The sequence below is a fragment of the Streptomyces sp. NPDC033177 genome, assembly GCF_055577715.1.
This window is the reverse complement of sequence record NZ_JBVIPS010000002.1, coordinates 929288-953862: the sequence shown is the minus strand read 5'-3', so window position 1 is coordinate 953862 and position 24575 is coordinate 929288. Positions and strand designations below refer to the sequence as shown.

Genomic DNA, 24575 nt, shown 5'->3' with positions numbered 1-24575 from the left:
CCCCTTCGCGGGTCGTCACGCCGAAAGAGCACCAGCTCACCAGCTCATCTCTCTTTCCTCGGCACGACGAGACCCTCGGAGGGCTTCTCCATGTCCGGTTTCCTGTCCGGCTTCATGTCCCTGTTCGCTGACCTGGTCGGCTCCCTCGCCGACCTTCTCGACCCGCTCTTCCACGCCTCCGCGACGGCCGCCGCCATCGTGCTCTTCACCGCGTGCGTACGACTCCTCGTCCACCCCCTGTCGCGGGCCTCGGCCCGCGGTCAGAAGGCGCGCGCCAAGCTCTCGCCGCAGATCGCCGCGCTGCGCAAGAAGCACGCCAAGAACCCCGAGAAGCTGCAGAAGGCGGTGCTCGAGCTGCACGCGGCGGAGAAGGTCTCGCCGCTCTCCGGGTGCCTGCCCAGCCTGTTCCAGCTTCCGGCGTTCTTCCTGCTCTACCACCTGTTCTCCAGTTCGAGCATCGGCGGGGAAGCCAACGCGCTGCTCCAGCACAAGCTCTTCGAGGCACCCCTCGGCGGGCGGTGGACCGACGCGCTCGCCGACGGCGGGGTCTTCGGGGCGCAGGGGCTCGTCTATCTCGGCCTCTTCGCGATCGTGGCCGCCGTCGCGACCTTCAACTTCCGGCGTACGAAGGTGCAGATGGCCGCATCCGCGGAGAGTGGTGCGGGGGACGCGGGGCAGCAGATGCCCGGCATGGGCGCGATGACCGCGATGACCAAGGTCATGCCGTTCATGTCGTTCATGACCCTGTTCACCGTCGCCTTCGTGCCGCTCGCCGCCGCGCTTTACGTGGTCACCAGCACGACCTGGAGCGCGGTCGAGCGTGCCGTGCTCTACCGGGACATGCCGTACGGCGCCGGAGCGCTGGCTACCGCCGGGTAACGGTCCGGTCCGTGAACAGGGTCTTGCGGGATGGACAGTGACCTTGGAGGATCTTCCAATCCTCCGATGTGAGTGGGCGCGCTCGACCAAAGGGAGATTGACCATGAAGCTGCTGCGAGTCGGAACGGCGGGGGCCGAGCGCCCGGCGCTGCTCGACGCCGAAGGCGCGCTGCGGGACCTGTCGGGGACCGTCACGGACATCGACGGGGCGCTGCTCGCCGACACGGCCGCCCTCGACCGGGTCCGGTCCGCCGCCGAGTCGGGCGAGCTGCCCGTGCTCGACGCGCAGGGGCTGCGGGTCGGGCCGCCGGTGGGGCGGATCGGCAAGGTCGTGTGCATCGGGCTCAACTACCACGACCATGCGGCCGAGACCGGGGCCACACCGCCCACCGAACCCGTCATCTTCTTCAAGGCCGCGGACACGGTGGTCGGACCGGACGACACCGTGCTCGTGCCGCGCAAGTCGGTCAAGACCGACTGGGAGGTGGAGCTCGCGATCGTCATCGGACACACCGCGCGCTACCTGGAGTCCGACGAGGAGGCGCTCGCGCACGTCGCCGGGTACGCGGTGTCGCACGACGTGTCGGAGCGCGAGTTCCAGATCGAGCGCGGCGGCACGTGGGACAAGGGCAAGAACTGCGAGACGTTCAACCCGCTGGGCCCGTGGCTCGTGACGAAGGACGAGGTGCCCGACCCGCAGGCGCTGTCCCTGAAGCTCTGGGTCAACGGTGAGCTGAAGCAGGACGGGACCACTGCCCAGCAGATCTTCCCGGTGGCCGAAGTGGTGCGCTACGTGAGCCAGTTCATGACCCTGTACCCGGGTGATGTCATCAACACCGGTACGCCGGCGGGCGTGGCCATGGGTCAGCCGGAGCCGAAGCCGTACCTGCGGGCCGGTGATGTGGTGGAGCTGGAGATCGAGGGTCTGGGCAGGCAGCGGCAGGAACTGAAGCAGGCGTAACCCTTCGGGGCGGGGGCGCGGCGGAATCTTGCTGCCCCCGGGTGGAGTCAGCGTGGCCCTCGCCGACTCCACCTGCGGGTGCGTTGTGGCTGGTCGCGCAGTTCCCCGCGCCCCTACGGCGCGAACCGCTCCAGCGCCTCCACCACCAATGCGTGGTCCGCCGCCTGCGGAAGGCCGGAGACCACCACCGTGCCGATCACGCCCGCGCCCCGCACCGCGATCGGGAACGCGCCGCCGTGTGCCGCGTACACGTCCGGGTCCAGGCGCGAGGACTCCTCGAACGTCGTCCCCTTGGCGCGGAAACGCGTGCCGACCAGGAACGACGAGCAGCCGTAGCGCTCGACGACCCGGCGCTTGCGCGCGATCCAGGCGTCGTTGTCCGGGGTGGACCCGGGCAGTGCCGCATGGAAGAGCTGCTGGCCACCGCGGGTGATGTCGATGGCCACCGGGGCCTGGCGCTCCCGGGCCAGCTCGACCAGGAGGCTGCCGAGCGCCCACGCGTCCTCGTACGTGAACTGGGGGAGGACCAGGCGCAGTTCCTGTGCCTCCAGCTCATCCACGGTCGGTGCGGCGGGCGTTGTGCTGCTGGGCGTCGTCATACGACCACCGTCACACCGTCGCGGGCCGAGACGCGTGCCGCCTCCAGGACATCGAGAGCCGAGGCGGCCTCGTGTGCGGAGACCGGGTTCTTGCCCGTGCCGCGGAGGGCCGCCGTGACGGCCGCGTAGTACGCGGGGTAGTCACCCGGCAGCGTCTTGACCGGGGTGCCGCCGCCGGTCAGCGGGGACTCGCCGGAGCCGACACGGCCCCACATGCATTCGAGCTCCTCGCCCCAACTGCCTTCGCTCGACGGGCGCTTGCCGTCGCGCAGTGCGGCTTCCTGCGGGTCGAGGCCGTACTTCACATAGCCCGCCGCCGAGCCGAGGGCACGGAAGCGCGGGCCGAGCTGGGCGGTGGTGGCGCTCACGTACAGGTGCGAGCGGACGCCGCTCTCGTGCGTGATCGCGATGAACGTGTCGTCGTCCGCCTCGGCGCCGGGGCGGCGGACGTCGGACTCGGCGTACACGGACTTGGCGGGGCCGAAGAGCACCAGCGCCTGATCGACGACGTGGGACCCGAGGTCATAGAGCAGACCTCCGATCTCTTCGGGGTTTCCGGACTCGCGCCAGCCGCCCTTGGGCTGCGGGCGCCACCGCTCGAAGCGGGACTCGAAGCGGTAGATGTCGCCGAGCTCGCCGTCGGCAACGAGCTTCTGGAGCGTGCGGAAGTCATTGTCCCAGCGGCGGTTCTGGAAGACGGAGAGGAGCAGGCCGCGGTCGTCGGCGAGTGCCGCGAGCTCGCGGGCCTCGGCGGCGGTCCCCGCGATCGGCTTGTCCACGACGACCGGGAGGCCCGCCTTGAGGGCGGCGGTCGCGAGCGCGACGTGCGTCTTGTTCGGGGACGCGATCACCACCAGGTCGAGCTCGTCCGCGCGGGCCCAGAGGTCGTCGGCCGAGGCGGCGAAGTTCAGCGCGTCACCGAACTCGGCGCGGGCCTGCGCCTGCCGCTCGGGGTTCGACGTGACGACCGTGTCGAGGACGAGGCCCTCGGTGGCGGCGATCAGCGGGGCGTGGAAGACGGAGCCCGCGAGGCCGTATCCGATGAGGGCGACGCGTAGCGGGGAGCCTGTGCCTGTACCAGTCATGGTTTCCACTTAAGCAACGGTGTTGCCAAAGCGCAAGCGCGTACGACAATGGGGGTGTGAACAGCACTGATGCGAGGGCCGAGAACACCGGTAACGGGCGCAGGGCGGGCGCCGGAGTGAACCTGCCCGCGCTGCGCGGGCACAACGCCGCCCTGGTCCTCGACCTGCTGCGCACGGCGGGCGACGCCGGCATCAGCCGCCTCGAACTGGCCGAGCGTACGGGCCTCACGCCGCAGGCCGTCAGCAAGATCACCGCGCGGCTGCGTGCGGAGGGCCTCGTGGTGGAGGCGGGCCGTCGCGCCTCCACGGGCGGCAAGCCGCGCACGCTGCTGCGGCTCGTCCCGGACGCGGGCCACGCGATCGGCCTGCACCTGGACCGCGACGAGCTGACGGCGGTCCTCGCCGACCTGACGGGGCACGTGGTCGCGGAACGCCGGGCGCCGCTGGACTTCGCCGCCGGTGCGGAGGCGGTGGTGGACGTGGCGGTGGGGGTGGTGGGGGAAGTGGTGCGGGATCTGGCCCCGGGGCCCGCAGCCGGTGAGGTCGCCCAGTCCGGTACCGGGCTGCTCGGCACCGACCTGCTCGGCACCGACCTGCTCGGCGTCGGCCTCCTCGGCGTCGGCATCGCGCTGCCCGGCCCGCTCGATCACTCGGCCGGGGTGCTGCACCGCGTGACCGGGTTCCCCGCATGGGACGGCTTCCCGCTGCGGGACGCGTTCGCCGGGCGCCTCGGGCTGCCGGTGGTCGTGGACAAGGACACCAACGCCGCCGCCCTTGGTCTCGCGCTGGGCGGGGAGGCGGAGTCCTTCGCGTATCTGCACCTCGGTACGGGCCTCGGCGCGGGCCTCGTGCTGGGCGGCGGTCTCTACCGCGGGGCGCGGACGGGAGCGGGCGAGTTCGGCCACCAGGTGATTCAGCTGGACGGCCCGCGGTGCGGGTGCGGCGACCGCGGCTGCGTCGAGGCGTTGTGCCTGGCGGCGGTGGCGCGGGGCGATCTGGACGAGGCGGCGCGGGTCCTGGGGGTGGGGGCGGGCAACCTGGTCAGCCTGCTCGACATCGACCTCGTGCTGCTGGGCGGCCGCGCGGTCCTGGCCGACGAGGAACGCTTCGTCCGGGGGGTCGGCGCGGTCGTCACCGAGCGCGCGAGGAGGGGCGGCGGCACGGAGGTGCCGGTCGCGGTGGCTTCCGGGGGCGAGCGGGCCGTCGCGGAGGGCGCGGCCCAACTGGTCCTCGCACCACTCTTCGGCAGGGCGAACGTGGCGTTTCCGGTGGGGCGGGGGTAGCGGGGCGGAGCCCAGGGGGCAGGGGGGGGGCAGGGCCTCGGCAACGAAGGCTGGGGCAGGGGCGATCCGCACGCCCGCCTGTACCCGGCTGCGGCGACGACACGTCTCGGGCGACGGCACATCCGCGGTTGCGCCGCGTCGCGTGGCCGTGTCCCCACGCTTGCGTGGGGCTTTGCCCAGGTCTTGGTTCTTCGCGTGGGGAGGGGCTGGGCTTGTGGCCCTCTCCCGGGTCCTCGACGCTTCATCGGCCCGCGGCGCATGCGCGACTGCGCCACGTGGGGTGCCCGCTTCTCGCCACTGCCCGCCTCCCCGGCGCCCTCCTCGGAAACCCCATTACCCGAATATCGGCTGATAGGGCGTACTTACGGGGTCCAGTCGGCCGTACGGGGCTGTGGCGTGGCCGGGGGAGAGGAGGAGGCGTGGCAATCTCGCGGGCCATGATCCCTGTCTTACGGCCCCGCTCCCGCACCCGCCCACCCCGCGCTCAGCAAAGGCCCCGCATGCGACTCCGCCGCCCGCTCGCCACCGGCATCGCCGCCGTCGCCTTCGCCGCCCTCGCGCCCGGAGCGGTTCCAGGGGCTGCCGCCGGGGAGGTGCCGGCGCGTACGGAGACGGCGGTCGTCGCGGGGCAGCGGGCGTCGGCGCTTCATGCGCCCGCGGTGCAGCTTCCAGGGGCGGTCGCCGCCGTGCGGCAGCCCGGAGCCGCCGTCTCCGGACAGGGCCCTGCGGCAGCAGTTTCCGTACAGCGCCCCGGCGCAGCTCAGCCCCCCACCTGCTCCGACCCCAACGGTGAGGGGTTTCCCATCGGGACGCGGATTCGAGGTGGGCCCGCGTCCTACGAAGCAGGAGGCGGCTATCGGCGCTGGTCCGTCGAGTTGGACAACACCACCCGCGGTGTCTGCGGGAACATCCACCCGGTCGTCGTCATCGTCGACAAGGAGCGCGAGCTGCGGCCCCGGCAGGTCCAGTTGGAGTTCCACGACGGCACACGCTGGCGGCCCGTCGGGTTCGAGCGGACCGACCGGGACGAGAACATCGGCGTCTTCGACGACGGATTCCCCGGGTTCACGGTCAAGGCGGGGCGCACCCTCACCGTCAAGGTGCGGCTCTCCTTCACCTCCGAGGCCCGCTCCGAGCACGCCGTCATCTCCGCCGCGGTCGTCCAGCGCCGTGTCGACGACGGCGACTGGGTGGGCGAGTCCGAGGACTACGCGTTCGGCATCGACGAGGGCGACGAGGGGGGCGGAGACAGCACCGGTACGGACAGCGGCGAAACCGGCACGGGCGATGCCGACGGCGGCAGCGGCGGCGGCGGACGTGAGCGTTCCGACGCCGGAGGGTCCTTGTACTCCGACGGCGCCCATGAACTCGCGGCCACCGGACCCCGCGCCCTGCTCGGCGTCAGTGCCGTCGCCGGTGCGCTGTTCGCCGGGGGCTGGGCACTCGTCGTGGGGGCCCGGCGCCTGCGGGCCACCCGCAGGCGCTGAATCCCTGAATCACTGAGCCCCGCCCCCGGAGCCCGCGCCGCACCTCCGCCTCGCCCTCCGTTCACCTTCCGGTTCACGTACGTCTGCGAACATCCCCGGGTGAACAACCCGAACCCTCCGCACCCTCCCGCGCACCTCCTTGACCAGGCCCCCGGCGCCCCCATCCGCTCCGGCATCCCCGAGCACGGGCGCATCCCGAAGTACTACGCGGTCAAGGCCAAGATCGCCCACCTCACAGAGGAGTTGGGGGACGGGCAGCCGCTGCCGACCGAGCGGGATCTCGCCGTCCGGTACGAAGTCGCGCGGGAAACCGTGCGGCAGGCGCTGCGCGAGCTGTTGCTGGAGGGACGGCTGCGCAGGCAGGGCCGCGGCACCGTCGTCGCGGGCCCCAAGCTGGAGCAGCCGCTGTCCCTCGCAAGCTACACGGAAGGCGTACGGCGACAGGGGCGTACCCCCGGGCGAAATCTCATCTCCCTCGATCGCTTTCCCGCCCCGGGGGCACTCGCCGCCGAGATCGGGGTCGAGCAGGGCGAGCCCGTCTGGCACATGGAACGCGTGCTGCTCGCCGACGACGAGCGGGTGGGCCTCGAGAGCACGTACGTCTCCGTGGACCGAGCCCCCGCGCTCGACCGGGAGTTCGAGCCCGACTCCTCCTTCTACGCCTACCTCCGCGACCAGCTCGGCATCTCCTTCGGCGACGCCGACGAACGCATCGAGACCGTCCTCGCCACCCCCCGCGAGGCCCTCCTCATCGGCACCCCTCCCGCCCTGCCCATGCTGCTGATCCACCGTGTCTCGCGTGACACCGCCGGCCGCCCCCTGGAGCGGGTCCGCACCCTCTACCGCGGCGACCGGTTCTCCTTCACCACGCATCTGGGGACCAGCGGCGGCTCCTGAACTCCCCGTGCGCGTACGGAGATCCGCTGCAAGTGGTAACGGGAACGTAACGGGTCTAGGCCAACTTTGGGTGGCCGTTCACCGTCCCGTTGCCGCCCGGCCCTCGGCGGGTCACTCGTCCCCAGGAGCGTTGCCGCCGTGAGAGTCATCGTCGTAGGAGCCGGCGTGGTGGGAACCATGCACGCCTGGCACGCAGTGGAACGCGGCCACGAGGTCGTACAGATCGAGCGCGAGAGCGAGGCCCGAGGGGCGTCGCTGCGCAACTTCGGGCAGATATGGGTGAGCGGCCGCGCCGGGGGCGAGGAGCTGGACACCGCCCTGCGGGCCCGCGAGCTGTGGGAGGAGATAGGCGCACGGGTGGAGGGCATCGGCTTCCGGGCCAACGGCTCCCTCACCCTCGTGCGCAACGAACGTGAGCGCGCGGTCGCCGAGGCCGCCATCGCCCGCCCCGACGCGGCGGCCCGCGGCTACAAGCTGCTCGACACCGATGAGGCCCGTGCCCTCAACCCGGCGCTGCGGGGCGACTTCATCGCCGGACTGTGGTGCGAAAGGGACGCGGCGGTGGAGCCGCGGACCGCTCAACTCCGGCTGCGGGAGGCCCTTCGCGCCTCGCCCCGCTACACCTTCCTGCCCGGCCGTGAGGTCCGTGAGGTCGTCGGCGAGAACGCGGTGCGGGACGACCACGGTGACGTACACACCGGTGACGTCGTCGTGCTCGCCACCGGCGCCTGGCTCGGCGGTCTTGTGCGGGAGCTGGCCGGGCCCGACCTGCCCGTGCGGCGCGTGCGGCTGCAGATGATGCAGACAGAGCCCCTCGGTGAGGCGCTCACGACCTCCGTCGCGGACGCCGACAGCTTCCGCTACTACCCCGCCTACAAGTCGGACGCCCTGGACGCGCTCAACGCCGGGCAGGTGCAGACGCCGACCGCCGCCGAGCACAAGATGCAGCTCTTGATGGTGCAGCGCAAGGACGGCGGCCTGACCATCGGCGACACCCACGAGTACGAGCACCCCTTCGCCTTCGACACCCTCGAAGACCCCTATGACCACCTCACCGAGGTCGTCGAGGGCTTCCTGGGGCGCTCGTTGCCGAAGATCAGGCGCCGCTGGGCCGGGGTGTACGCGCAGTGCGTCGACACGGCCCGTGTGGTGCACCGCCAGCAGGTCCGTGACGGCGTGTGGCTGGTCACCGGGCCCGGCGGGCGCGGCATGACGTGTTCGCCCGCGATCGCCGAGAAGACCGCGAACGAGTTGGGATGGTGAGGGAGTTGACCACAGACAGCGGCGCACGCAGCGGCGCCCACAGCAGCATTGGCCTCGTGGTTCTGGACATGGCCGGTACGACAGTCGCCGACGGCGGGCTCGTCGAGGAGGCCTTCGCCGCCGCCGCGCTGGAACTCGGCGTCGAGCCGGGCTCCGCCGACCACGCCGAGAAGCTGGACTACGTACGCGCCACCATGGGCGAGTCCAAGATCTGCGTCTTCCGGCATCTGTTCGGCGACGAAGCCCTCGCCCAGCAGGGCAACGTGGCCTTCGAGAAGGCGTACGGGGAACTCGTCGACGGCGGTCGCATCGCGCCGGTCCCCGGCGCGCGGGAAGCCGTCGAGGAGCTCAAGTCGGCTGGCCTGACCGTGGTGTTGACGACCGGCTTCGCCCGCGTCACGCAGGACGCCATCCTGGACGCGCTCGGCTGGCGCGACCTGGTCGAGCTGACGCTGTGCCCCGCCGACGCGGGCGGCCGCGGGCGGCCCTACCCGGACATGGTGCTCAGCGCCTTCCTGCGGACCGGGGCGGTGCAGGGCGTCCGGCAGATCGCCGTCGTGGGCGACACGGCGTACGACATGCTCAGCGGCGTACGCTCCGGCGCCTCGGTCGTCGCCGGGGTGCTGACGGGGGCGCACGACGACGCGACGCTGCGGGCCGCGGGGGCGACACACGTCCTGGGTTCCGTCGCCGAACTGCCCGCAGTGCTCAGGGGCGTCGGCGGTGTCGGCGGATGAGCAGCGGCATCCGCTTCGACGGCGTGTCGGTCGCCTACGGCAAGAACACCGTGCTCGACTCGCTCGACCTGACCGTCGAGCCCGGCGAGGTCATGGCCCTGCTCGGCCCTTCGGGCTCGGGCAAGACGACCGCGCTGCGGGCCGTCGCCGGGTTCGTGCGGCCCGCCTCCGGGCGGGTGTTCATCGGGGACCGCGATGTCACCGGCCTGCCGCCGCATCAGCGGGGGATCGGGATGGTCGTCCAGCAGTACGCGCTCTTCCCGCACATGCGGGTCGCGGACAACGTCGCCTTCGGCATGAAGGCGCGGAAGGTCGCCAAGTCCGAGATTCCGGGGCGGGTGGCCGAGGCGCTGGAGATGACGGGGATGGCCGCGTACGCCAAGCGGTTTCCCCGGGAGCTTTCCGGTGGGCAGCAGCAACGGGTTGCCATCGCACGGGCGTTGGCCATCCGGCCGGGGGTGCTTCTGCTCGACGAGCCGCTTTCCGCGTTGGACGCGCAGTTGCGGTCGGGGATGTTGGGGGAACTTGCGCGTCTGCACCGGGAGTTGCCTGACGTCTCCATTTTGTACGTCACCCATGACCAGGTGGAGGCGCTGACCCTGGCGGATCGCATCGCCGTCATGGACCGGGCGCGGTTGCGGGACTGCGGGACTCCGCAGGAGCTTTATCGGACTCCGAGTACGGAGTTCACGGCCGCTTTTGTGGGTAACGCGAACCTCTTCTCGGTGCGGGTGGGTTCTGGCACCGTCTCGTTCGGGGGCGCCGACCTGAAGGTCGACACGGCGGATGCGGCGCCGGGTGCCACGGCCACGCTGTGCGTGCGGCCGCATCTGGTGGGCTTGGGGGAGGGGCCCAATCCCCTTTCCGGTCATGTGACCGAGGTCCAATGGCGTGGTGCCACCCACCGGTTGTACGTCGATGTCGCCGGGCAGGGGGTGAAGGCGGACCTTCGGGAGCTGCGGACTCCGCCCGGTATTGGTGACGAGGTCACGCTGCACTTCGCGCCGGAAGATGCGGTGCTCCTTGGTGCGGGGGTGACCGATGGCTAGCTCTGGTGGACGCCTTGTTGATGGTGACCCGGCATCGGGGGCTGTGCCCACCCTCCCCCACTCTCAACTCCGTTCGAGCGGGGGGACCCCCATCGCCCTGCGGAACGAATGCCCACAGCAGGGGCGGCCGGAGCGGCCAGAGCGGCGAAAGGTGCCCCGCTTCGTATGGGCCCTGCCCCCCATCGCTCTCCTCGCCCTCTTCTTCCTCTACCCCCTCGCCCTCGTCGTCCAGCAGTCCCTCCAGCCCGACACCGGTGGGACCTCCCTTCAGCCCTACTCCGACGTCTTCGCCTCCGAAGCGTTCCGGGAGGCGCTCGGGACCACCGTGTGGCTGGCCGTCGGGTCCACCGTCGGGTGTCTCGTGCTCGGGTTCGCGCTCGCGCTGATCATCGCCTTCGTGCCGTTCCCGGGAGCGAAAGCCGTCGCCAGGTTCATCGACGTCTTTCTCTCCTTTCCGTCCTTCCTCATCACCCTCGCCCTGCTGTTCATTTACGGCACCAAGGGGATGGCCAATGGGATGTGGACGGACGCGACCGGGGCCGCCGAAGGTCCTTTCCAGTTCCTCACCACCCCCTGGGGCGTTCTCCTCGCGGAAATCACGTATTTCACGCCCTTCGTGATGCGCCCGCTGCTCGCCGCGTTCTCTCAGATCGACACCGCGCAGCTGGAAGTGGCGTCGAGCCTCGGGGCGAAGCCCGGCCGCATCGTCCGGCGGGTCATCCTGCCCGAGGCGCTGCCCGCCCTCGCCGCGGGCGGCAGCCTCGTACTCGTCATGTGTCTGAACGAATTCGGGATTGTTCTCTTCACCGGGGCGAAGGGGGTCACGACCCTTCCGATGCTCGTCTACAGCAAGGCGATTCTCGAATCCGACTATCCGGCGGCCTGTGTCGTCGCCGTGGTCAACATCGCGATCTCCGTGGGCCTTTACAGTCTCTACCGGGTGGTGAGCCGTCGTGTTGGTGCATAGCCGCAAGGGGAAATGGGCCACCTGGGTCCTGTTCCTCGTCTTCTTCCTGCCCCTTTTCGCGCTGCCTCTGCTCGTGATCCTGGCCGCGTCCTTCTCCTCGCACTGGTCCGGCGCCTTTCCGTCCGGGTTCACCACGGGGCACTACGAGTCCGCCACCCGCGGTGAATCGCTCAAGGCGCTCACCACCAGCCTGGTCACCGCCGTCGGCGCCAGCCTGCTCGCGCTGACCGTCGGGTCCTGGGCCGCGCTCGCCGCCGCCTCGCTGAAGAGGGGCGGCAAGCGTGTTCTCGACACGCTCTTCATGCTGCCTGTCGCCGTGCCCTCCGTCGTCGTCGGGCTCGCGATCCTCGTGGCGTTCAGCAAGCCTCCGATGATCCTCAACGGCACGCGCTGGATCGTGATCCTCGCGCACGCCATTCTTGTCACGGCGTTCGCCTACCAGTCGGTTTCGGCTGCCATCGTCCGACTCGACCCGGCGTACGAACAGGCCGCGGCATCGCTCGGTGCCCGGCCCTCGTACGTGCTGTGGAAGGTGCGGCTGCCGCTTCTGCTGCCGTCGCTCAATGCGGCCGCGGGCCTCTGCTTCGCCCTCTCCATGGGCGAGTTGAGCGCCACGATGATGCTTTATCCGCCGGACTGGATGCCGCTGCCCGTGCAGATCTACGCGGCCACCGACCGCGGCTCCCTCTTCACCGGTGCCGCCGTCGCGGTGGTCCTGATGGCGGCCACGCTGCTCGTCCTCTTCGCCCTCTCCCGCATACGCACCCGCGCCTCCTACCGCTGAGGCCCGCACGCTCTCAAGGAGCACGAAACGTCATGTCACGCCTTACCCGAGTCCGACACGTCCGCACGCTCGCCGCCGTCTCCGGCAGTCTCGTCCTCGCCGGATCGCTCACCGCCTGCGGCGGCGAATCCTCCGCGTCCGACGCCAAGGAGGTCACCGTCTACAGCGCCGACGGCCTCAAGGGCGAGAACGGCGACGGCTGGTACGACCAGGTCTTCAAGGACTTCGAGAAGAAGACCGGCATCAAGGTGAACTACGTGGAGGGCGGCTCCGGCGAGATGGTGCAGCGCGCCGTCCGCGAGAAGTCCAACACCCAGGCGGACGTGATCATCACCCTGCCGCCGTTCATCCAGCAGGCGGACGAGAAGGGGCTGCTCCAGGCCTACAAGCCCAAGGGGTCCGACCAGGTCGACGGCGCGCTCAAGGCCACCGACGGCAAGTGGACCTCCGTGGTGAACAACTACTTCGGCTTCATCTACAACAAGAAGGAGCTCGGCGGCGGCAAGGCGCCCAAGACGTGGGAGGACCTCACCAAGTCCTCGTACAAGGACAAGGTCCAGTACTCCACGCCCGGAGTCGCGGGCGACGGCACCGCCGTGCTCATCAAGGCGATGCACGACTTCGGCGGCAAGAAGCCCGCCATGGACTACCTGAAGAAGCTGCAGACCAACAACGTCGGTCCCTCCGCCTCCACCGGCAAGCTCGCGCCCAAGGTCGACAAGGGCGAACTCCTGGCCGCGAACGGCGATGTCCAGATGAACTACGCCCAGTCCAAGGACATGCCGAATCTCGGCATCTGGTTCCCGGCGAAGGAGGGCGGAAAGCCCACCACCTTCGCGCTGCCCTACGCGGCCGGCCTGGTCAACAAGGCCCCGCACTCCGCCAACGCGAAGAAGTTCCTGGACTACCTGCTGACCCAGAAGGCCCAGCAGCAGGTCAGTGAGATCGGCGGCGGCTTCGCGGCACGCGCGGACATCAAGGCCACGGACGCCGACGCGGTCGCCCTCGACAAGATCGTCGACGGGGTCGAGGTCTTCGAGCCGGACTGGGACGACATCTCCGAGAACCTCCAGACGTACGTGGAGGACTGGAAGTCGGCGACCGGTAGCTGAGAGTTCACCGGCACACCCTTGGCCCAGGGTGCCCGGTAGCGAAAAGATAACGGGTATGGACCCAACGCCCCCGGCATCCGGGGGCGTTGGCGCGCGCAAGCCCTCTGCGAACCCCTACGAACTTCGGAGGAACACGTGTCGTCGCACGGCATATCCCGCCGCTCGCTCCTCGTCTCCACCGCCGCCGTCGCGGTGGCCGCGGGACCTCTCGCCGCCGTCGCGAGGGCCGCGGCCAAGACCTCCAAGGTCCTGGTCATCGGCCTGGACGGCGCCCTGCTCGGCAGAATCAAGGAGGCCCAGGCGCCCGCACTCAAGGGCCTGATGAGCGCGGGTCTGACCGCGCCGAGCAGCATCTACGCCAACCCGCTCGCGCCCACCTCGTCGGGCCCCGGCTGGTCGACGCTCATCACGGGCGTCTGGCCCGACAAGCACAAGGTCGTGAACAACGAGTTCACCGGCCACAACCTCGCCGCCTACCCGGACTTCATGACCCGGGTCGAGGCCGCGAAGCCGAACCTGCGGACCTACGCGGTCTCGTCCTGGGCCCCGATCACCGACGTCATCTTCTCCGCGAAGGTCGACGCCCGGGTCTCCACGCCCAGCGCCGAGTACGACGCCGGGACCACCGCCCGCGCCGTCGCCGAGGTCAAGGGCGGCAACCCCGACGCGGTCTTCGTCCAGCTCGACAACATCGACCACGCGGGCCACGACAGCGGCGCCGCGAGCCAGGCCTATCTCGACGCGATCAAGGGCGCGGACGCCCAGGTCGGCCAGATCGTCGCCGCGGTCAAGTCCCGTGCCACGTACGGCGAGGAGGACTGGCTCATCATGATCACCGCCGACCACGGGCACACCGACCCCGGCGGCCACGGCGGTTCCAGCTGGCCCGAGCGCCAGACCTTCATGATCGCCACGGGTGGCGGGGTGACGGCGGGTTCGGTCCGCCACGACGTCCGCATGCCCGACATCGCCGCCAGCGCCCTCGCCCACCTCGGCGTCGCGATCGACCCGGCCTGGGGTCTGGACGGCCGCCCGGTGCAGCAGCCCACGCCGGACGCGTTCGACGCCCTGCGCGCCAAGCTCACCGGACCCGTCGACGAGACCGGCATCGGCGCCGGAGTCATCGGGTTCACGCACACACCGCCGAGCGGCTGGAGCGTCGACAACTCCCGGATGGGCACGGGCGGCATCACCGAATGGCGCGGCTGGTCCTTCACCACGGACGAGTTCTGGACGAAGGCCCAGCGCGACCAGCGGCGCGAACTCAACATCCGCGCCCGGAACGTCTTCGCGGTCGCGGACGGCGACGAGTGGACCGACAAGTCCTTCTCGGGGACCTTCGACTCGACGCTGGTCAGCCCCCCGTACGAGGTGCGGGGCGGCGCGCGGGCCACCCTCACCTACACGACGTACTACCGCCAGGAAGCCCCGCAGAAGGGCGAGGTACTCGTCTCGTACGACGGAGGGACCCCGGCCGTGGTGAAGACGTACACCGCGGACACCCCGTCCGTCGTCGAGAGCATCGAGCTCCAGGTCCCGGCAGGCGCCACCAAGGCCCAGGTCCGCTTCCGGTACACCGGCGGCAACAACTGGTACTGGGTGATCGACGGGGTCAAGATCACCGCTTCCTGATTAGGGTGGGGGCGTCGGCACAGCGCTGTCCCGGCGCCCCAGCCAACCCGTACACCGCAGGAGTGCACCCCATGGCAGAGCGCAAGCCCATCGAATCGTGGCTCACCGACATGGACGGCGTGCTCATCCACGAGGGCGTTCCGATCCCCGGAGCCGACGCCTTCATCAAGAGGCTCCGGGAGTCCGGCAAGCCCTTCCTGGTCCTGACGAACAACTCCATCTACACCGCGCGCGACCTCCAGGCCCGGCTGAACCGCATGGGCCTCGAAGTGCCCGTCGAGAACATCTGGACCTCGGCGCTCGCCACCGCGAAGTTCCTGGACGACCAGCGCCCCGGCGGCACGGCGTACGTCATCGGCGAGGCGGGGCTCACCACCGCCCTGCACGACATCGGGTACGTCCTGACCGACCACGCCCCGGACTACGTGGTGCTCGGCGAGACCCGTACGTACTCCTTCGAGGCCATGACCAAGGCTGTGCGGCTGATCAACGGCGGAGCCCGCTTCATCTGCACGAACCCGGACGAGACCGGGCCCTCCATCGAAGGCCCCCTGCCCGCGACCGGCGCCGTCGCCGCGCTGATCACCAAGGCCACGGGCCGCAACCCCTACTTCGCCGGCAAGCCGAACCCGCTGATGATGCGGACCGGTCTCAACGCCATCGGGGCGCACTCCGAGACCAGCGCCATGATCGGCGACCGCATGGACACGGACATCCTGGCCGGTCTCGAGGCCGGGATGGAGACCTTCCTGGTCCTCACCGGTCTCACCTCCCGCAAGGACATCGACCAGCACCCCTTCCGGCCGTCCAATGTCGTGGACTCCATCGCTGACCTGGTCGAACGCGTCTGAGGTCACCCGTTTGCCGCACACGGGAGGCGTGAGCCGAGAACGCGCGTGAACCTCGATACAGGAGGTTCACGATGCGTAGAGGCTCACTCACCCTGCGTGGTATAGCCGGGGCCGCTGTCCTCGCCGCGCTCCCCCTGACCGCCACGGCCCCCGCCCACGCCCACGAAGAGGCCAAGGTGCGCGCCACGGTCACACCGGCCAGCGCCGCGCCCGGAGCCAAGGTGGAGATCAGCGTCACGGGCTGCGAGGGGACGACCGGATCCGCTGGGTCCGGGGCGTTCACCGGGGACGCGAAGCTCACCGGCAGGGACGGCGACAAGTACACCCTGAACGGCTCGGCCACCATCAGGGACGGTGTCGAGGGCGCGCACGACGTCACCGTCGTCTGTGACGGCCACCCGCACCAGGGTGTGGGCACCTTGCGCGTCATCCAGCAGAACGCCGAACCCCCCAACCAGCAGAACGCCGAACCCCGCTCGCCGGTCCGCGCCGGCGGCGGCGGCTCCGCGGAGCTGGCCGCGCACGCCCAGGAGGCCGGGCCCGGCACCCGGCACGCGGTGATCGGCCTGATCCTCGCAGGGGTGGCGGCCGTGGCCGTGGCCGTGCGCAGCGTGCGCCGGCGCCGCTCCGAGTGACGGGCGACGAGCGACATGGCAGGTCACGATGCGGACCATGAGGGGCCGACGGGGCACGGGCGCTTCCTCACCGGGATCGCCTGGGCGCTGGCGCTCGTAGGGCTCTGGCTGTGGGGCAGCGAGATCACCGACGTACGGGGCGGTGTCTCCGAGCCCACGAACGGTGACGTGGCGGCGGTCGGCCGGCCGTTCGCCGTCGAACTCCCGGACGCGCACGAGCCGTTGGACGCGGCGAGGCCACTGCGCGTCGATGTTCCCTCGCTGCGGGTACGCGCACCCGTGCTCACCCGGGGGCTCGACCAGTCCGGTGGCATCGATCCGCCGCCCTTCGAGCAGGCGGACTCCGTCGGCTGGTACGGCGGCGGGACGCACCCCGGAGCGGCGGGCACGTCCCTGTTCGTGGGCCACGTCGACACCGAGACGCGCCCCGCGGTCTTCTACGACCTCAGCGCGGTGCGACCGGGCGAGAAGATCCTGGTGTCCCGGGACGACGGCTCGGTCGCCGAGTTCACCGTGGACGACGTCCGGGTCATCAGCCGGGAGCGCTTCGACGCGAAGAAGGCGTACGGCCCCCACGAGGAGGGTCGCGCCGAGCTCCGCCTGATCACGTGCGGCGGCACGTTCGACCGGGCCACGAGGACGTACTCGGCGAACGTGGTGGTGTCCGCCTACCTCACCGGCGTGAGGCCGTAGAGGTGGTGGCGAGGCGCGAGCGCACTCCCGCCGCGCTCGCGCCTGGTGGCGCGTGGGCCGGCTTCGGTGTCTGGACAACCCGGCCCGGTCGGCGGCCCGCTCCCCCCGGAGCCGTCGACCGGGCTGGTCCTCGACCGCGCGCGCACGAGCTGCGGGAGTAACCCGGCGCCGGCGCGGGAGGTTCGGTGGCCAACCCCGCAATGCGGGATGGACGATCAGGCCGGGGGCTTGGGCCGTACTGACGACTCTAGAACGGATGAGCCCTGGAGCCTAGGGGTGGAATGACGCCAAGTCGTGATCCGTTTTCTCTCCGTGATCCCCGCAGGTGGTGGTGGCCCCCGCGATGACCTTCACGAAGTTTCGGACCAACCGCCGCGCAGCGTCGCGTCATCGAGCGATCCCTTGATCACCTCGGTGGCGACCAAGTCCATGACCAGCCGTTCTCTGCGCGCGTACCGCCGCAGTGCGTCGAAGGCCTCGTCCATCCCGGTCTGCCAGCGCTCGGCAAGGATGCCTTTGGCTTGTTCGATGCGGATACGGCTGGTCAGAGCGCCCTGGAGTTGTGTGGCGAGCGTTTGATACTCCGTGTAGGCGCGGTGGTTGTGCAGGCCGACGGCGGCGGCGTCGGCGATCGCCTGCGCAAGCCGCGGCTCACCGGCGGCGCACGTGCTCCAGGAGGCCGCCTCGGGCCCGAAGACGTTGAGCGCCCCGAGCAAGGTGTCGCGCTGCCGCAGCGGAACCGCGTACGTCGCCCCGATGTCATGGTGTCGCGCCAGCGCGGTGAACTCCGGCCAGCGCTCGGCGGGTTCGTCCTCCGTGAGGCGCACCGGCGGCACGGGACGCCCCGTACCGAGGCTCTCCACGCAGGGCCCGCCGCTCTGCTGGGCCCCGAGCAGGTCAAGCGCGAGGTCCCGCGGATGCCCGCCGGCGGCGATCGAGGGTGAGCCCCCGCCGTCGAAGATGACACCGACGGCGGACGCGTCGAGCAGCTCCACGCAGTGACCCGCGACCCGGCTCAGATAGCGCTCCGGGTCGAAGTCGTCGTCCAGCGTGTTCATGGTCTCCACCAGAACCTGGGCCAGCCGTAGTTCAGAGGTGCGATCCCGCATGATCTCCTCCCCGGAAGCTCGGCCCCGCCCATTGCGCCTACCCCCGCGCGCCGAGCTGTAACAGGTCTCCAACAGGTCTCCGCAGCGGGCGGGCGGGCCTCGTGAGCCGGGAGTGCGTATGTCAGGATTGAGAATCGGACAGTGCACCCAAGGGGGAGTGGATGTACCACAAAGGCACCGGCCGCGGTCATCGGATCGCGAGCCGGGGGGTGAAGGCTGCGGCGGCGTTTGCGGGGGCTGCGCTGCTGCTGTCGGGGTGCTCCTCCGATGACGGCTCGGGCAACGAGGAGTCGTCGGGGCAGCCGGTCAAACAGCAGCCCAAGGGCTCCGACCCGTACTGGGTCAACCCGGAGGGGAACGCGGCCAAGCAGGTCGCCTCGTACGAGAAGGACGGCAAGAAGGACGACGCCGGGCTCATCCGGAAGATCGCCGAGCAGCCGGTCGCCGAATGGATCATCCCGGAGAACGCGGAGGACCAGGCGCGCGGCTTCACCGAGGCCGCCGAGAAGGCCGACAGGGACGCCCTGTTGGTCCTCTACAACATCCCGCACCGCGACTGCGGTCAGTACTCGGGCGGCGGCGCGGCCGACGGCAACGCATACCGCACGTTCATCGACCAGGTCGCCAAGGGCATCGGCGACCGCAAGACCACGGTCATCCTGGAGCCGGACGCCGTGCTCCACATGGTCGACAACTGCACGCCGGAGGAGTTCCACGAGGAGCGTTACGACCTCCTGAAGGGCGCCATCGAGAAGCTCAAGTCCCTCAAGAACACGAAGGTGTACCTGGACGCGGGCAACGCGGGCTGGAAGAACCCGGACTCGCTCTGGGAGCCCCTGAAGTGGTCGGGCGTCGAGCAGGCCGACGGATTCTCGGTCAACGTCTCGAACTTCCAGACCACCGAGGCCAGCACGGAGTTCGGCAAGAAGCTCTCGGCGAAGATCGGGAACAAGCCGTTCGTCATCGACACCGCGCGCAACGGCAACGGCCCGTACACCAAGGGCAAGGACACCTGGTGCAACCCGCCCGGCCGTGCGTTGGGCGAGGCGCCGACCACCAAGACGGGTGACCCCTTGGTGGACGCGTATCTCTGGGTCAAGCGACCCGGAGAGTCGGACGGCACGTGCAGGGGCGGCCCCAAGGCGGGGGAGTGGTGGCCTGAGTACGCGCTGAAGCTGGCCGAAGCGGCTAAGTAGCGCCCCGTAAGGGGCGCGGGGAACCGCGCGAGCAACCACAAAAGAGCCGCAGTCGACGCGACTGCGGCTCTTTTGCGCGTACTGCTAAGGCACGTGGACCCACTGAGCCTTGCTCGGTGTCCCCTGGTCATCCGTCACGAAGAGCATGTACCAGCCCGACTCGACCAGGCTCTTCTCCTTCGGGATCGTCACCGTGACGCCGCCCGCGGACTTCTTCAGGTTGAGTGCGACGGACGTCTGGTCGATGTCCGTGACGTGCGTCGACGCGCTCGGCCTGATCAGGCGGGCCGTCTTGATGGACGAGGCGTGCTGGGTCTTGTAGGTGCCCGACCCGCCCCGTTTGATCTCCTTCGGGCCGCCGGTGAGCGTGGGCTGCGAGCCCTGGTACAAGTACGGCGGGGTGTAGATCTCGATGCGCTGCTCGAACTCGCCGGGCTTGGTGTTGGCCTTGTCGGAGTAGAGCGAGTCGGAACCGAAGAACATCACGCGGCCGTCGGGCAGCAGGATCGAGCCCGAGTGGTAGTTGCGGCCGACCTCCGGGTCAGCGACCCGCCGCATGTTGCCGGTCTTCGCGTCGTAGATCCGCGCCTGCTTGATGTTCGAGTCGCCGCGGCCGCGGTAGTCCTCGGAGCCGCCGGATATCAGCACCGTGTCGTCGGGCAGGGTCGAGGCCTGCGGGTAACGCGTGCCCTTCTCCAGCTCGGGGCCGTCCTCGAACTTCGGGTCGTCTTCCAGGAGGTCGACGATGCGGGTCTTCTTGCTGGACTTCTTGGACTCGCCGACACCGCCGCCGCCGATGACCATGTACTTCTGGTCCTGCGCGGGCGGCAGTTCGACCGTGTTGGACGTCTCGAGGAGATTGGGGTCGCTCATCCCCGGGATCCCCTTCCAGCTGCCCTTCTTCTCCAGGTCCCAGGTGCCGGGCTTGCGGCCGACGTCATCGGGGCCGTAGCCCGCGTTCGAGCCCGAGTAGAAGAGCCTGCCGCTCTCCAGCTGGAACACGGCGGGGTAGGTCGGGAACTGGCGGACCTGCTTGGTGTAGGTCCACTTCTTGGTCTTGGGGTCGTAGATCTCGTTCTTGCCCGGGACCAGCTGGCCGATCTCGTCGAGGCCGGAGAGGCTGAGCACCTTGCCGTCCGAGAGCGTGGTCAGCGTGGGGTACCAGCGGGCCTCGTTCATCGGGTCGACCTTGATGTACTTCTCGGCGACCGGGTCGAACTCGAAGGCGTCCTTGATCCCCTGGAAGTCCTTCTTGTCCAGGGCGAGCTTCTGCGCGATGCCGTACGTGTTGCGGGTGGCGGCGCCCTTGAGGCCCTGCACGCGGTAGTTGTCCTGCGTGCCGGTCTCGTGCCTCGTGCCGCTCTGCTGCGCCTCGACGTACACCCGGCCCAGGCCCGGTTCGTTGCGTACGAAGGCGCCGGTCTGCTTGTCGAAGACCTTCTTGGCGCGCTCGACGACGACGGGGTCCTTGGAGACGAACGTCTTGCCGTTCTTCTTGCCGGTGAACTTCGTGCCCGCGGGCAGCGTGATCGGCTTGTCCGGGTCTTCGTTGTGCACCACCATCAGGCCGCCGGCCTTGGTGATGTCGCCCTTGAGCTTCTCGTAGCGCTGGGTGCCGCCGGCGATGAGCAGATTGCCGTTGGCGAGCTGGGTGTGGCCGGTGCAGAAGAGGTCGACGGGCGTCTTGATCTTCTTGATCGTGTTCTTGACCGGGTCCCACAGGCGGGTGTCGAACTTCTTGGCGTCGAAGTTCTTCTGGTTGTTGCCGGAACCGGCGACCAGAAGGATCTTGCCGGTGTGCAGGAGCGCCGCGTGGATCGTGTTCTGGCGGTACTCCTCGGGGAAGTTCACGACCTGCCAGTGGCCGTTGTCGGCCTTGTACTCCGGCTTGTTGATCTTGTAGTCGTGGTACTTCTCCGAGCCCACGCGCCACAGCCACGGGCCGTTCATCCCGGCCAGCGCTATGACCACCGCCGCGCCTATCGCGATGCGGCGGGCGCGGCGGCGGCTGGAGCGGTCCTTCATTTCTTACGTCCCCCAAGGGCGATCTGCATGGTCTGGTCGTTCGCTGCCCAGCTGGGCTTCTGCTGCGGCGCGTGCGGCGCCTGCGGAGGCTGGTGTGCCTGGGGCAGCTCCGCCGTGGCGTCACGCTGCTGCGGCATCATCGGGTCCCCGCCGCCCGAGGGCGGCCCCGAAGCTCCGGGTCCCTGCCGGGACTTGCGCTTCTTCTTGTCCTGCCGCATCCCCCAGCGCCAGGCGAAGATCGGCGCGGCCGTGATCAGCAGGGCGAACGTGGCCCAGATGATCATCGCCGGGTGGACGTGGCCGAACACGAACGCGGCGGCCATCGAGCCGGCGAAGACCAGGATGAAGAACAGGTGGATGCGGAACGTGCCGAACAGGGTGTCCGGGCTCGCCGAATCGCCCTTGGGAGTCACCACGAACTTGCTCTTGCGGCGCAGCACGGCGTCAAGGAGGGAACGTGCGTAGACCGGCGCGGAGAGCGCCGACATCACCATGCCCGCGATACCGCCGGAGCCCTCGGGCTCGTGCGGCGAGACGTTGTGGCGGCGGTTCCAGATGTAGAGGCCGATCTGGAGTGCCGACGCGTTGCCGTACAGCATCAGCCAGATCGTCGGGTCGATGTTCACGCCCGACGCGCCCATGCCCAGGAACAGCGCGCAGGAGAGCGCGGCCAGGATCCAGTTCATGGCGGACATCGGGTAGAAGATGACCATCATCGTGTAGTTGAAGAGACGGCCGGGCGGCAGCGAGAACGGCGCCTTCCAGAACTGCTTGAGGATGGTCTCGTACGTTCCTCGCGACCAGCGCAGCTGCTGCGTGAAGAAGTCCGTCCAGGCGTTGGGGCCCTCACCGACCGCGAGCACGTCCGGGGTGTAGACCGACTTCCACTTCTGGCCGGTCTTCGGGTTCGTGGCCCGGTGGATCTCGAAGCCGGTCGCCATGTCCTCGGTGATCGAGTCGTACAGACCACCGATCTGCTTCAGGGCGCTGATGCGTACGGCGTTGCTCGTGCCGACGAACATGGGGGAGCCGTACGCGTTGCCCGCGCGCTGGATCAGCGCGTGGAAGAGGAACTGCTGGGACTCGGCGGCCTTGGTGATGAAGTTGTCGTAGTTGCCGTAGACCTGCGGGCCGATGACGAAGCCGACGTTCTCGTCGCGGAAGAAGCCGAGCATCCGCTCGAGGTAGTTGGGCATCGGGACGTGGTCGGTGTCGACCGATGCGAAGTAGTCGTAGTCGCTGCCGTGCGCGTCGAGCCAGGCGTTGTAGTTGCCGTGCTTGGTCTTGGCGCGGTGCGGGCCCTTGCTCATGTTCCACTTCGCGATGCCCTTGCGGGAGAAGTGGTGCACGCCGAGCCGCTGGCAGACCTCCTTGACGGCGGGGTCGTCGCCCTCGTCGAGGAGCCAGACGTGCATCAGACCGCGGTGGCGGATCTTGACCGCCGCCTCCAGCGTCTTCGTCACCATCTCAAGGGGTTCCTTGCCGGGCACGAAGGAGGTGAGGAAGGCGACGCGGGTGCCGGTCTCGGGCACCACGGGTATCGGGTCACGGGCGACGAGCGTGGCGTGCGCGTTCGACAGCACGTTCATGCAGCGGAAGAACTCGATCAGGCCGATGGATATGAGCATGATGACGTCGAGCGTCGGCAGCCAGTCGTTCGCGACGTAGTCGCGCTTCGTCCAGTGCGTCGGCTGCAGCAGCCAGGCCAGCAGCACGAGGGAGAGCAGCGGCGCGGCCCCCAGCATCAGCGCGGCTCTGATCCGGTGCGGCTCCTGCGAGAGCAGGGAGCGGTACTGCACCTTGTACGGCTTGCTGGGATCGGGCTGCGTCAGCGGCCCCGCGAGACGGCTGTAGTGCTCGTAGTCGTACCTCGGCAAGGCTTTCTTGATACGCCGGAACCCGCCTGTCCGGTGCGATGGCACCCGCAGCTGAGTCGTCTCTGACGGGTCGTTCGGACGGGCGCCCGTCGGCGTCGACGTCATGAGTCATCCCCCCGCACGCGGTCGTCCGCGTGTTCGTTGGTCCTTCCGTCCGAATCGGTCCCCCGACCTTCACGGACGCATCAGTGGCAGGCCACCGTCCCCTTAGACATGGAACAGCTACCTTCCGGTTGCATGATGCCCCCCTCGGCATCCAATCGTTAACGGGACCCCCCGGCCCCCATCCCCGTTCGGGCTTCGGGCGGGCCCCCAACTGCCCCGCACCGCCTGCCTCATGTGAGCCAATGGCTCCAGCACAAGGTTCTACGCCCATTGCCATGATCGCAAGGGCGAAACAAGGGGTTTACCGGTCATACGAGCGATTCGAGTTACCTGTTGGGACAGGAGTGCTCAATCGCGTTCGAATATTACCGAAGTGTTCCCGTATCGCCCGCTCGGCCCGGAGCACATCGCCGGACCGGACCGCGTCGAGGATCTCCCGGTGCTGGCGGCTGGTGACCTTGGGATCGTGCGGAACGTCGACCAGATCGGTGCGAACCTTGTGGAAGGCGTCCCAGAACGCCTCCAGGACCTCGCCGAGCAGCGGATTGCGCAGGCAGCGGTAGAGAGTGGCGTGAAATGCGCGGTCGGTTTCGGTGTGCACCACGCCCGGCTGGCCGTCCCGGCCGTCGCTCTCCGCCGCCTCGGTGTCCATCCGGTCCGCGAGTGCGTCGAGTTCGGCCAGATCCGCGTCCGGAATGCGGCCCGCGAGGCGTGCGATGAGCCCGGTCTCCACGGCCTCCCGCAGCTCGAGGAGCTGGAGCAGGCTGTCCTCGCCGCGGTAGTGGCCGGCCACCGTGCGGAAGGTGAGGCCCTCGATCATCGGAGCCATCGACATGGGTCCGACATAGGTGCCGAAACCGTGCCGGATTTCCACGATGCCCATCGCCTGCAGCGCCTTGAGGGCTTCTCGCACGGAGTTCCGACTGACGCCGAGGCGTTCCATCAGTTCGGGCTCGGTGGGCAGAGAGGCGCCCGAGGGCAGCCGCTGGTCGATGATGAGCTTCTTGATCCGCTCCTGAATGTCGCGCGCCATGGCGCAACGGTAGCGGTACGAACCACGAAAGCCCCCCGCGTGAACGGGGGGCTTTCGCTGTCTGTGCGCCGCCAGGGACTCGAACCCCGGACCCGCTGATTAAGAGTCAGCTGCTCTAACCAACTGAGCTAGCGGCGCCTGCTGACCTGGAGAACTCTACCGGATGCCGAGGGGTGCTCCGGACCGCCCGGGACCCCGCGGGGGCGGGCCCGGGGGTGCGCGGGGACGTGAATGCGGGGCGGGCGGGGAGGCGAATGCGGGGCGACTCCATCATTCGGACCGTCAACATGCGATATCACCGGACAGTTGAGAAGCT

The 24575-nt window shown here is 69.5% G+C and carries 22 protein-coding genes and 1 tRNA gene; 16 read left to right on the top strand and 7 right to left on the bottom strand.

Features of this window, described 5'->3' with window-relative positions:
• The first annotated feature begins 102 nt into the window (after nt 1–102).
• On the top strand, nt 103–879 hold the full coding sequence (locus ACZ5U5_RS10255; protein WP_469019406.1) for a YidC/Oxa1 family membrane protein insertase: 777 nt from the start codon (nt 103–105) through the stop codon (nt 877–879).
• A 103-nt stretch (nt 880–982) separates the two neighbouring features.
• Complete coding sequence (locus ACZ5U5_RS10250) at nt 983–1840, top strand: fumarylacetoacetate hydrolase family protein (RefSeq protein WP_469018886.1); 858 nt, start codon at nt 983–985, stop codon at nt 1838–1840.
• Nucleotides 1841–1953: 113 nt separating this feature from the next.
• Here the strand turns inward: ACZ5U5_RS10250 and ACZ5U5_RS10245 are convergent, their stop codons facing one another.
• Both ACZ5U5_RS10245 and ACZ5U5_RS10240 read right to left on the bottom strand, forming a co-directional pair.
• On the bottom strand, nt 1954–2439 hold the full coding sequence (locus ACZ5U5_RS10245) for a heme-degrading domain-containing protein (protein WP_469018884.1): 486 nt from the start codon (nt 2437–2439) through the stop codon (nt 1954–1956).
• A complete protein-coding gene (locus tag ACZ5U5_RS10240) occupies nt 2436–3524 on the bottom strand; it encodes a Gfo/Idh/MocA family protein (RefSeq protein ID WP_469018882.1) in 1089 nt (362 codons plus the stop codon). Before ACZ5U5_RS10240 ends, ACZ5U5_RS10245 begins: the two co-directional genes overlap by 4 nt.
• A 56-nt stretch (nt 3525–3580) precedes the next feature.
• On the opposite strand from ACZ5U5_RS10240, the gene ACZ5U5_RS10235 reads away from it, so the two are divergent.
• The 13 genes from ACZ5U5_RS10235 (at nt 3581) to ACZ5U5_RS10175 (ending at nt 16914) form a co-directional block, all read left to right on the top strand.
• The gene (locus tag ACZ5U5_RS10235) at nt 3581–4807 is read left to right on the top strand and encodes an ROK family transcriptional regulator (RefSeq protein ID WP_469018879.1); all 1227 of its coding nucleotides are present in this window, start codon (nt 3581–3583) and stop codon (nt 4805–4807) included.
• Between the two features lie 500 nt (nt 4808–5307).
• Complete coding sequence (locus ACZ5U5_RS10230) at nt 5308–6294, top strand: cell wall protein (protein ID WP_469018876.1); 987 nt, start codon at nt 5308–5310, stop codon at nt 6292–6294.
• 99 nt (nt 6295–6393) lie between these two features.
• Nucleotides 6394–7191: a GntR family transcriptional regulator gene (locus tag ACZ5U5_RS10225; RefSeq protein WP_469018873.1), complete on the top strand. Its 798-nt coding sequence runs from the start codon at nt 6394–6396 to the stop codon at nt 7189–7191.
• Nucleotides 7192–7329: 138 nt separating this feature from the next.
• Complete coding sequence (locus ACZ5U5_RS10220; protein ID WP_469018871.1) at nt 7330–8454, top strand: TIGR03364 family FAD-dependent oxidoreductase; 1125 nt, start codon at nt 7330–7332, stop codon at nt 8452–8454.
• Complete coding sequence (locus ACZ5U5_RS10215) at nt 8448–9191, top strand: phosphonatase-like hydrolase (RefSeq protein WP_469018868.1); 744 nt, start codon at nt 8448–8450, stop codon at nt 9189–9191. Before ACZ5U5_RS10220 ends, ACZ5U5_RS10215 begins: the two co-directional genes overlap by 7 nt.
• The gene (locus tag ACZ5U5_RS10210; RefSeq protein WP_469018866.1) at nt 9188–10240 is read left to right on the top strand and encodes an ABC transporter ATP-binding protein; all 1053 of its coding nucleotides are present in this window, start codon (nt 9188–9190) and stop codon (nt 10238–10240) included. The genes ACZ5U5_RS10215 and ACZ5U5_RS10210 overlap by 4 nt, the downstream gene beginning before the upstream one ends.
• Entirely contained in the window at nt 10233–11207 is a 975-nt protein-coding gene (locus ACZ5U5_RS10205; protein ID WP_469018863.1) for a 2-aminoethylphosphonate ABC transporter permease subunit, read from the top strand. Before ACZ5U5_RS10210 ends, ACZ5U5_RS10205 begins: the two co-directional genes overlap by 8 nt.
• A complete protein-coding gene (locus ACZ5U5_RS10200; protein WP_469018860.1) occupies nt 11194–11991 on the top strand; it encodes an ABC transporter permease in 798 nt (265 codons plus the stop codon). The genes ACZ5U5_RS10205 and ACZ5U5_RS10200 overlap by 14 nt, the downstream gene beginning before the upstream one ends.
• Nucleotides 11992–12023: 32 nt before the next feature.
• A complete protein-coding gene (locus tag ACZ5U5_RS10195; RefSeq protein ID WP_469018858.1) occupies nt 12024–13103 on the top strand; it encodes a 2-aminoethylphosphonate ABC transporter substrate-binding protein in 1080 nt (359 codons plus the stop codon).
• A gap of 135 nt (nt 13104–13238) precedes the next feature.
• Nucleotides 13239–14735, top strand: a complete 1497-nt coding sequence (locus tag ACZ5U5_RS10190) for an alkaline phosphatase family protein (protein WP_469018855.1) — start codon at nt 13239–13241, stop codon at nt 14733–14735.
• Between the two features lie 71 nt (nt 14736–14806).
• Nucleotides 14807–15586, top strand: coding sequence for an HAD-IIA family hydrolase (locus tag ACZ5U5_RS10185; protein WP_469018853.1), 780 nt, complete (start codon nt 14807–14809; stop codon nt 15584–15586).
• A 71-nt stretch (nt 15587–15657) separates the two neighbouring features.
• Complete coding sequence (locus ACZ5U5_RS10180) at nt 15658–16221, top strand: hypothetical protein (RefSeq protein ID WP_469018850.1); 564 nt, start codon at nt 15658–15660, stop codon at nt 16219–16221.
• A 15-nt stretch (nt 16222–16236) separates the two neighbouring features.
• A complete protein-coding gene (locus ACZ5U5_RS10175; protein WP_469018847.1) occupies nt 16237–16914 on the top strand; it encodes a class F sortase in 678 nt (225 codons plus the stop codon).
• 350 nt (nt 16915–17264) lie between these two features.
• Here ACZ5U5_RS10175 and ACZ5U5_RS10170 read toward each other — a convergent pair whose 3' ends face one another.
• Nucleotides 17265–18023, bottom strand: a complete 759-nt coding sequence (locus tag ACZ5U5_RS10170) for an ANTAR domain-containing protein (protein WP_469018844.1) — start codon at nt 18021–18023, stop codon at nt 17265–17267.
• Between the two features lie 161 nt (nt 18024–18184).
• Between ACZ5U5_RS10170 and ACZ5U5_RS10165 the strand changes: the two genes are divergently transcribed.
• Nucleotides 18185–19219 carry a glycoside hydrolase family 6 protein gene (locus ACZ5U5_RS10165; protein ID WP_469018842.1) on the top strand — a complete coding sequence of 345 codons (1035 nt, stop codon included), beginning with the start codon at nt 18185–18187 and terminating at the stop codon, nt 19217–19219.
• 84 nt (nt 19220–19303) lie between these two features.
• Here the strand turns inward: ACZ5U5_RS10165 and glxA are convergent, their stop codons facing one another.
• From glxA to ACZ5U5_RS10145, 4 genes are all read right to left on the bottom strand, one after another.
• The gene (glxA, locus tag ACZ5U5_RS10160; RefSeq protein WP_469018839.1) at nt 19304–21244 is read right to left on the bottom strand and encodes a radical copper oxidase GlxA; all 1941 of its coding nucleotides are present in this window, start codon (nt 21242–21244) and stop codon (nt 19304–19306) included.
• A complete protein-coding gene (locus ACZ5U5_RS10155; RefSeq protein WP_469018836.1) occupies nt 21241–23226 on the bottom strand; it encodes a glycosyltransferase family 2 protein in 1986 nt (661 codons plus the stop codon). Before ACZ5U5_RS10155 ends, glxA begins: the two co-directional genes overlap by 4 nt.
• 301 nt (nt 23227–23527) lie before the next feature.
• A complete protein-coding gene (locus ACZ5U5_RS10150) occupies nt 23528–24259 on the bottom strand; it encodes a FadR/GntR family transcriptional regulator (protein ID WP_469018833.1) in 732 nt (243 codons plus the stop codon).
• A gap of 64 nt (nt 24260–24323) precedes the next feature.
• Nucleotides 24324–24397 (bottom strand) — tRNA-Lys (locus ACZ5U5_RS10145).
• Nucleotides 24398–24575: the final 178 nt, after the last annotated feature.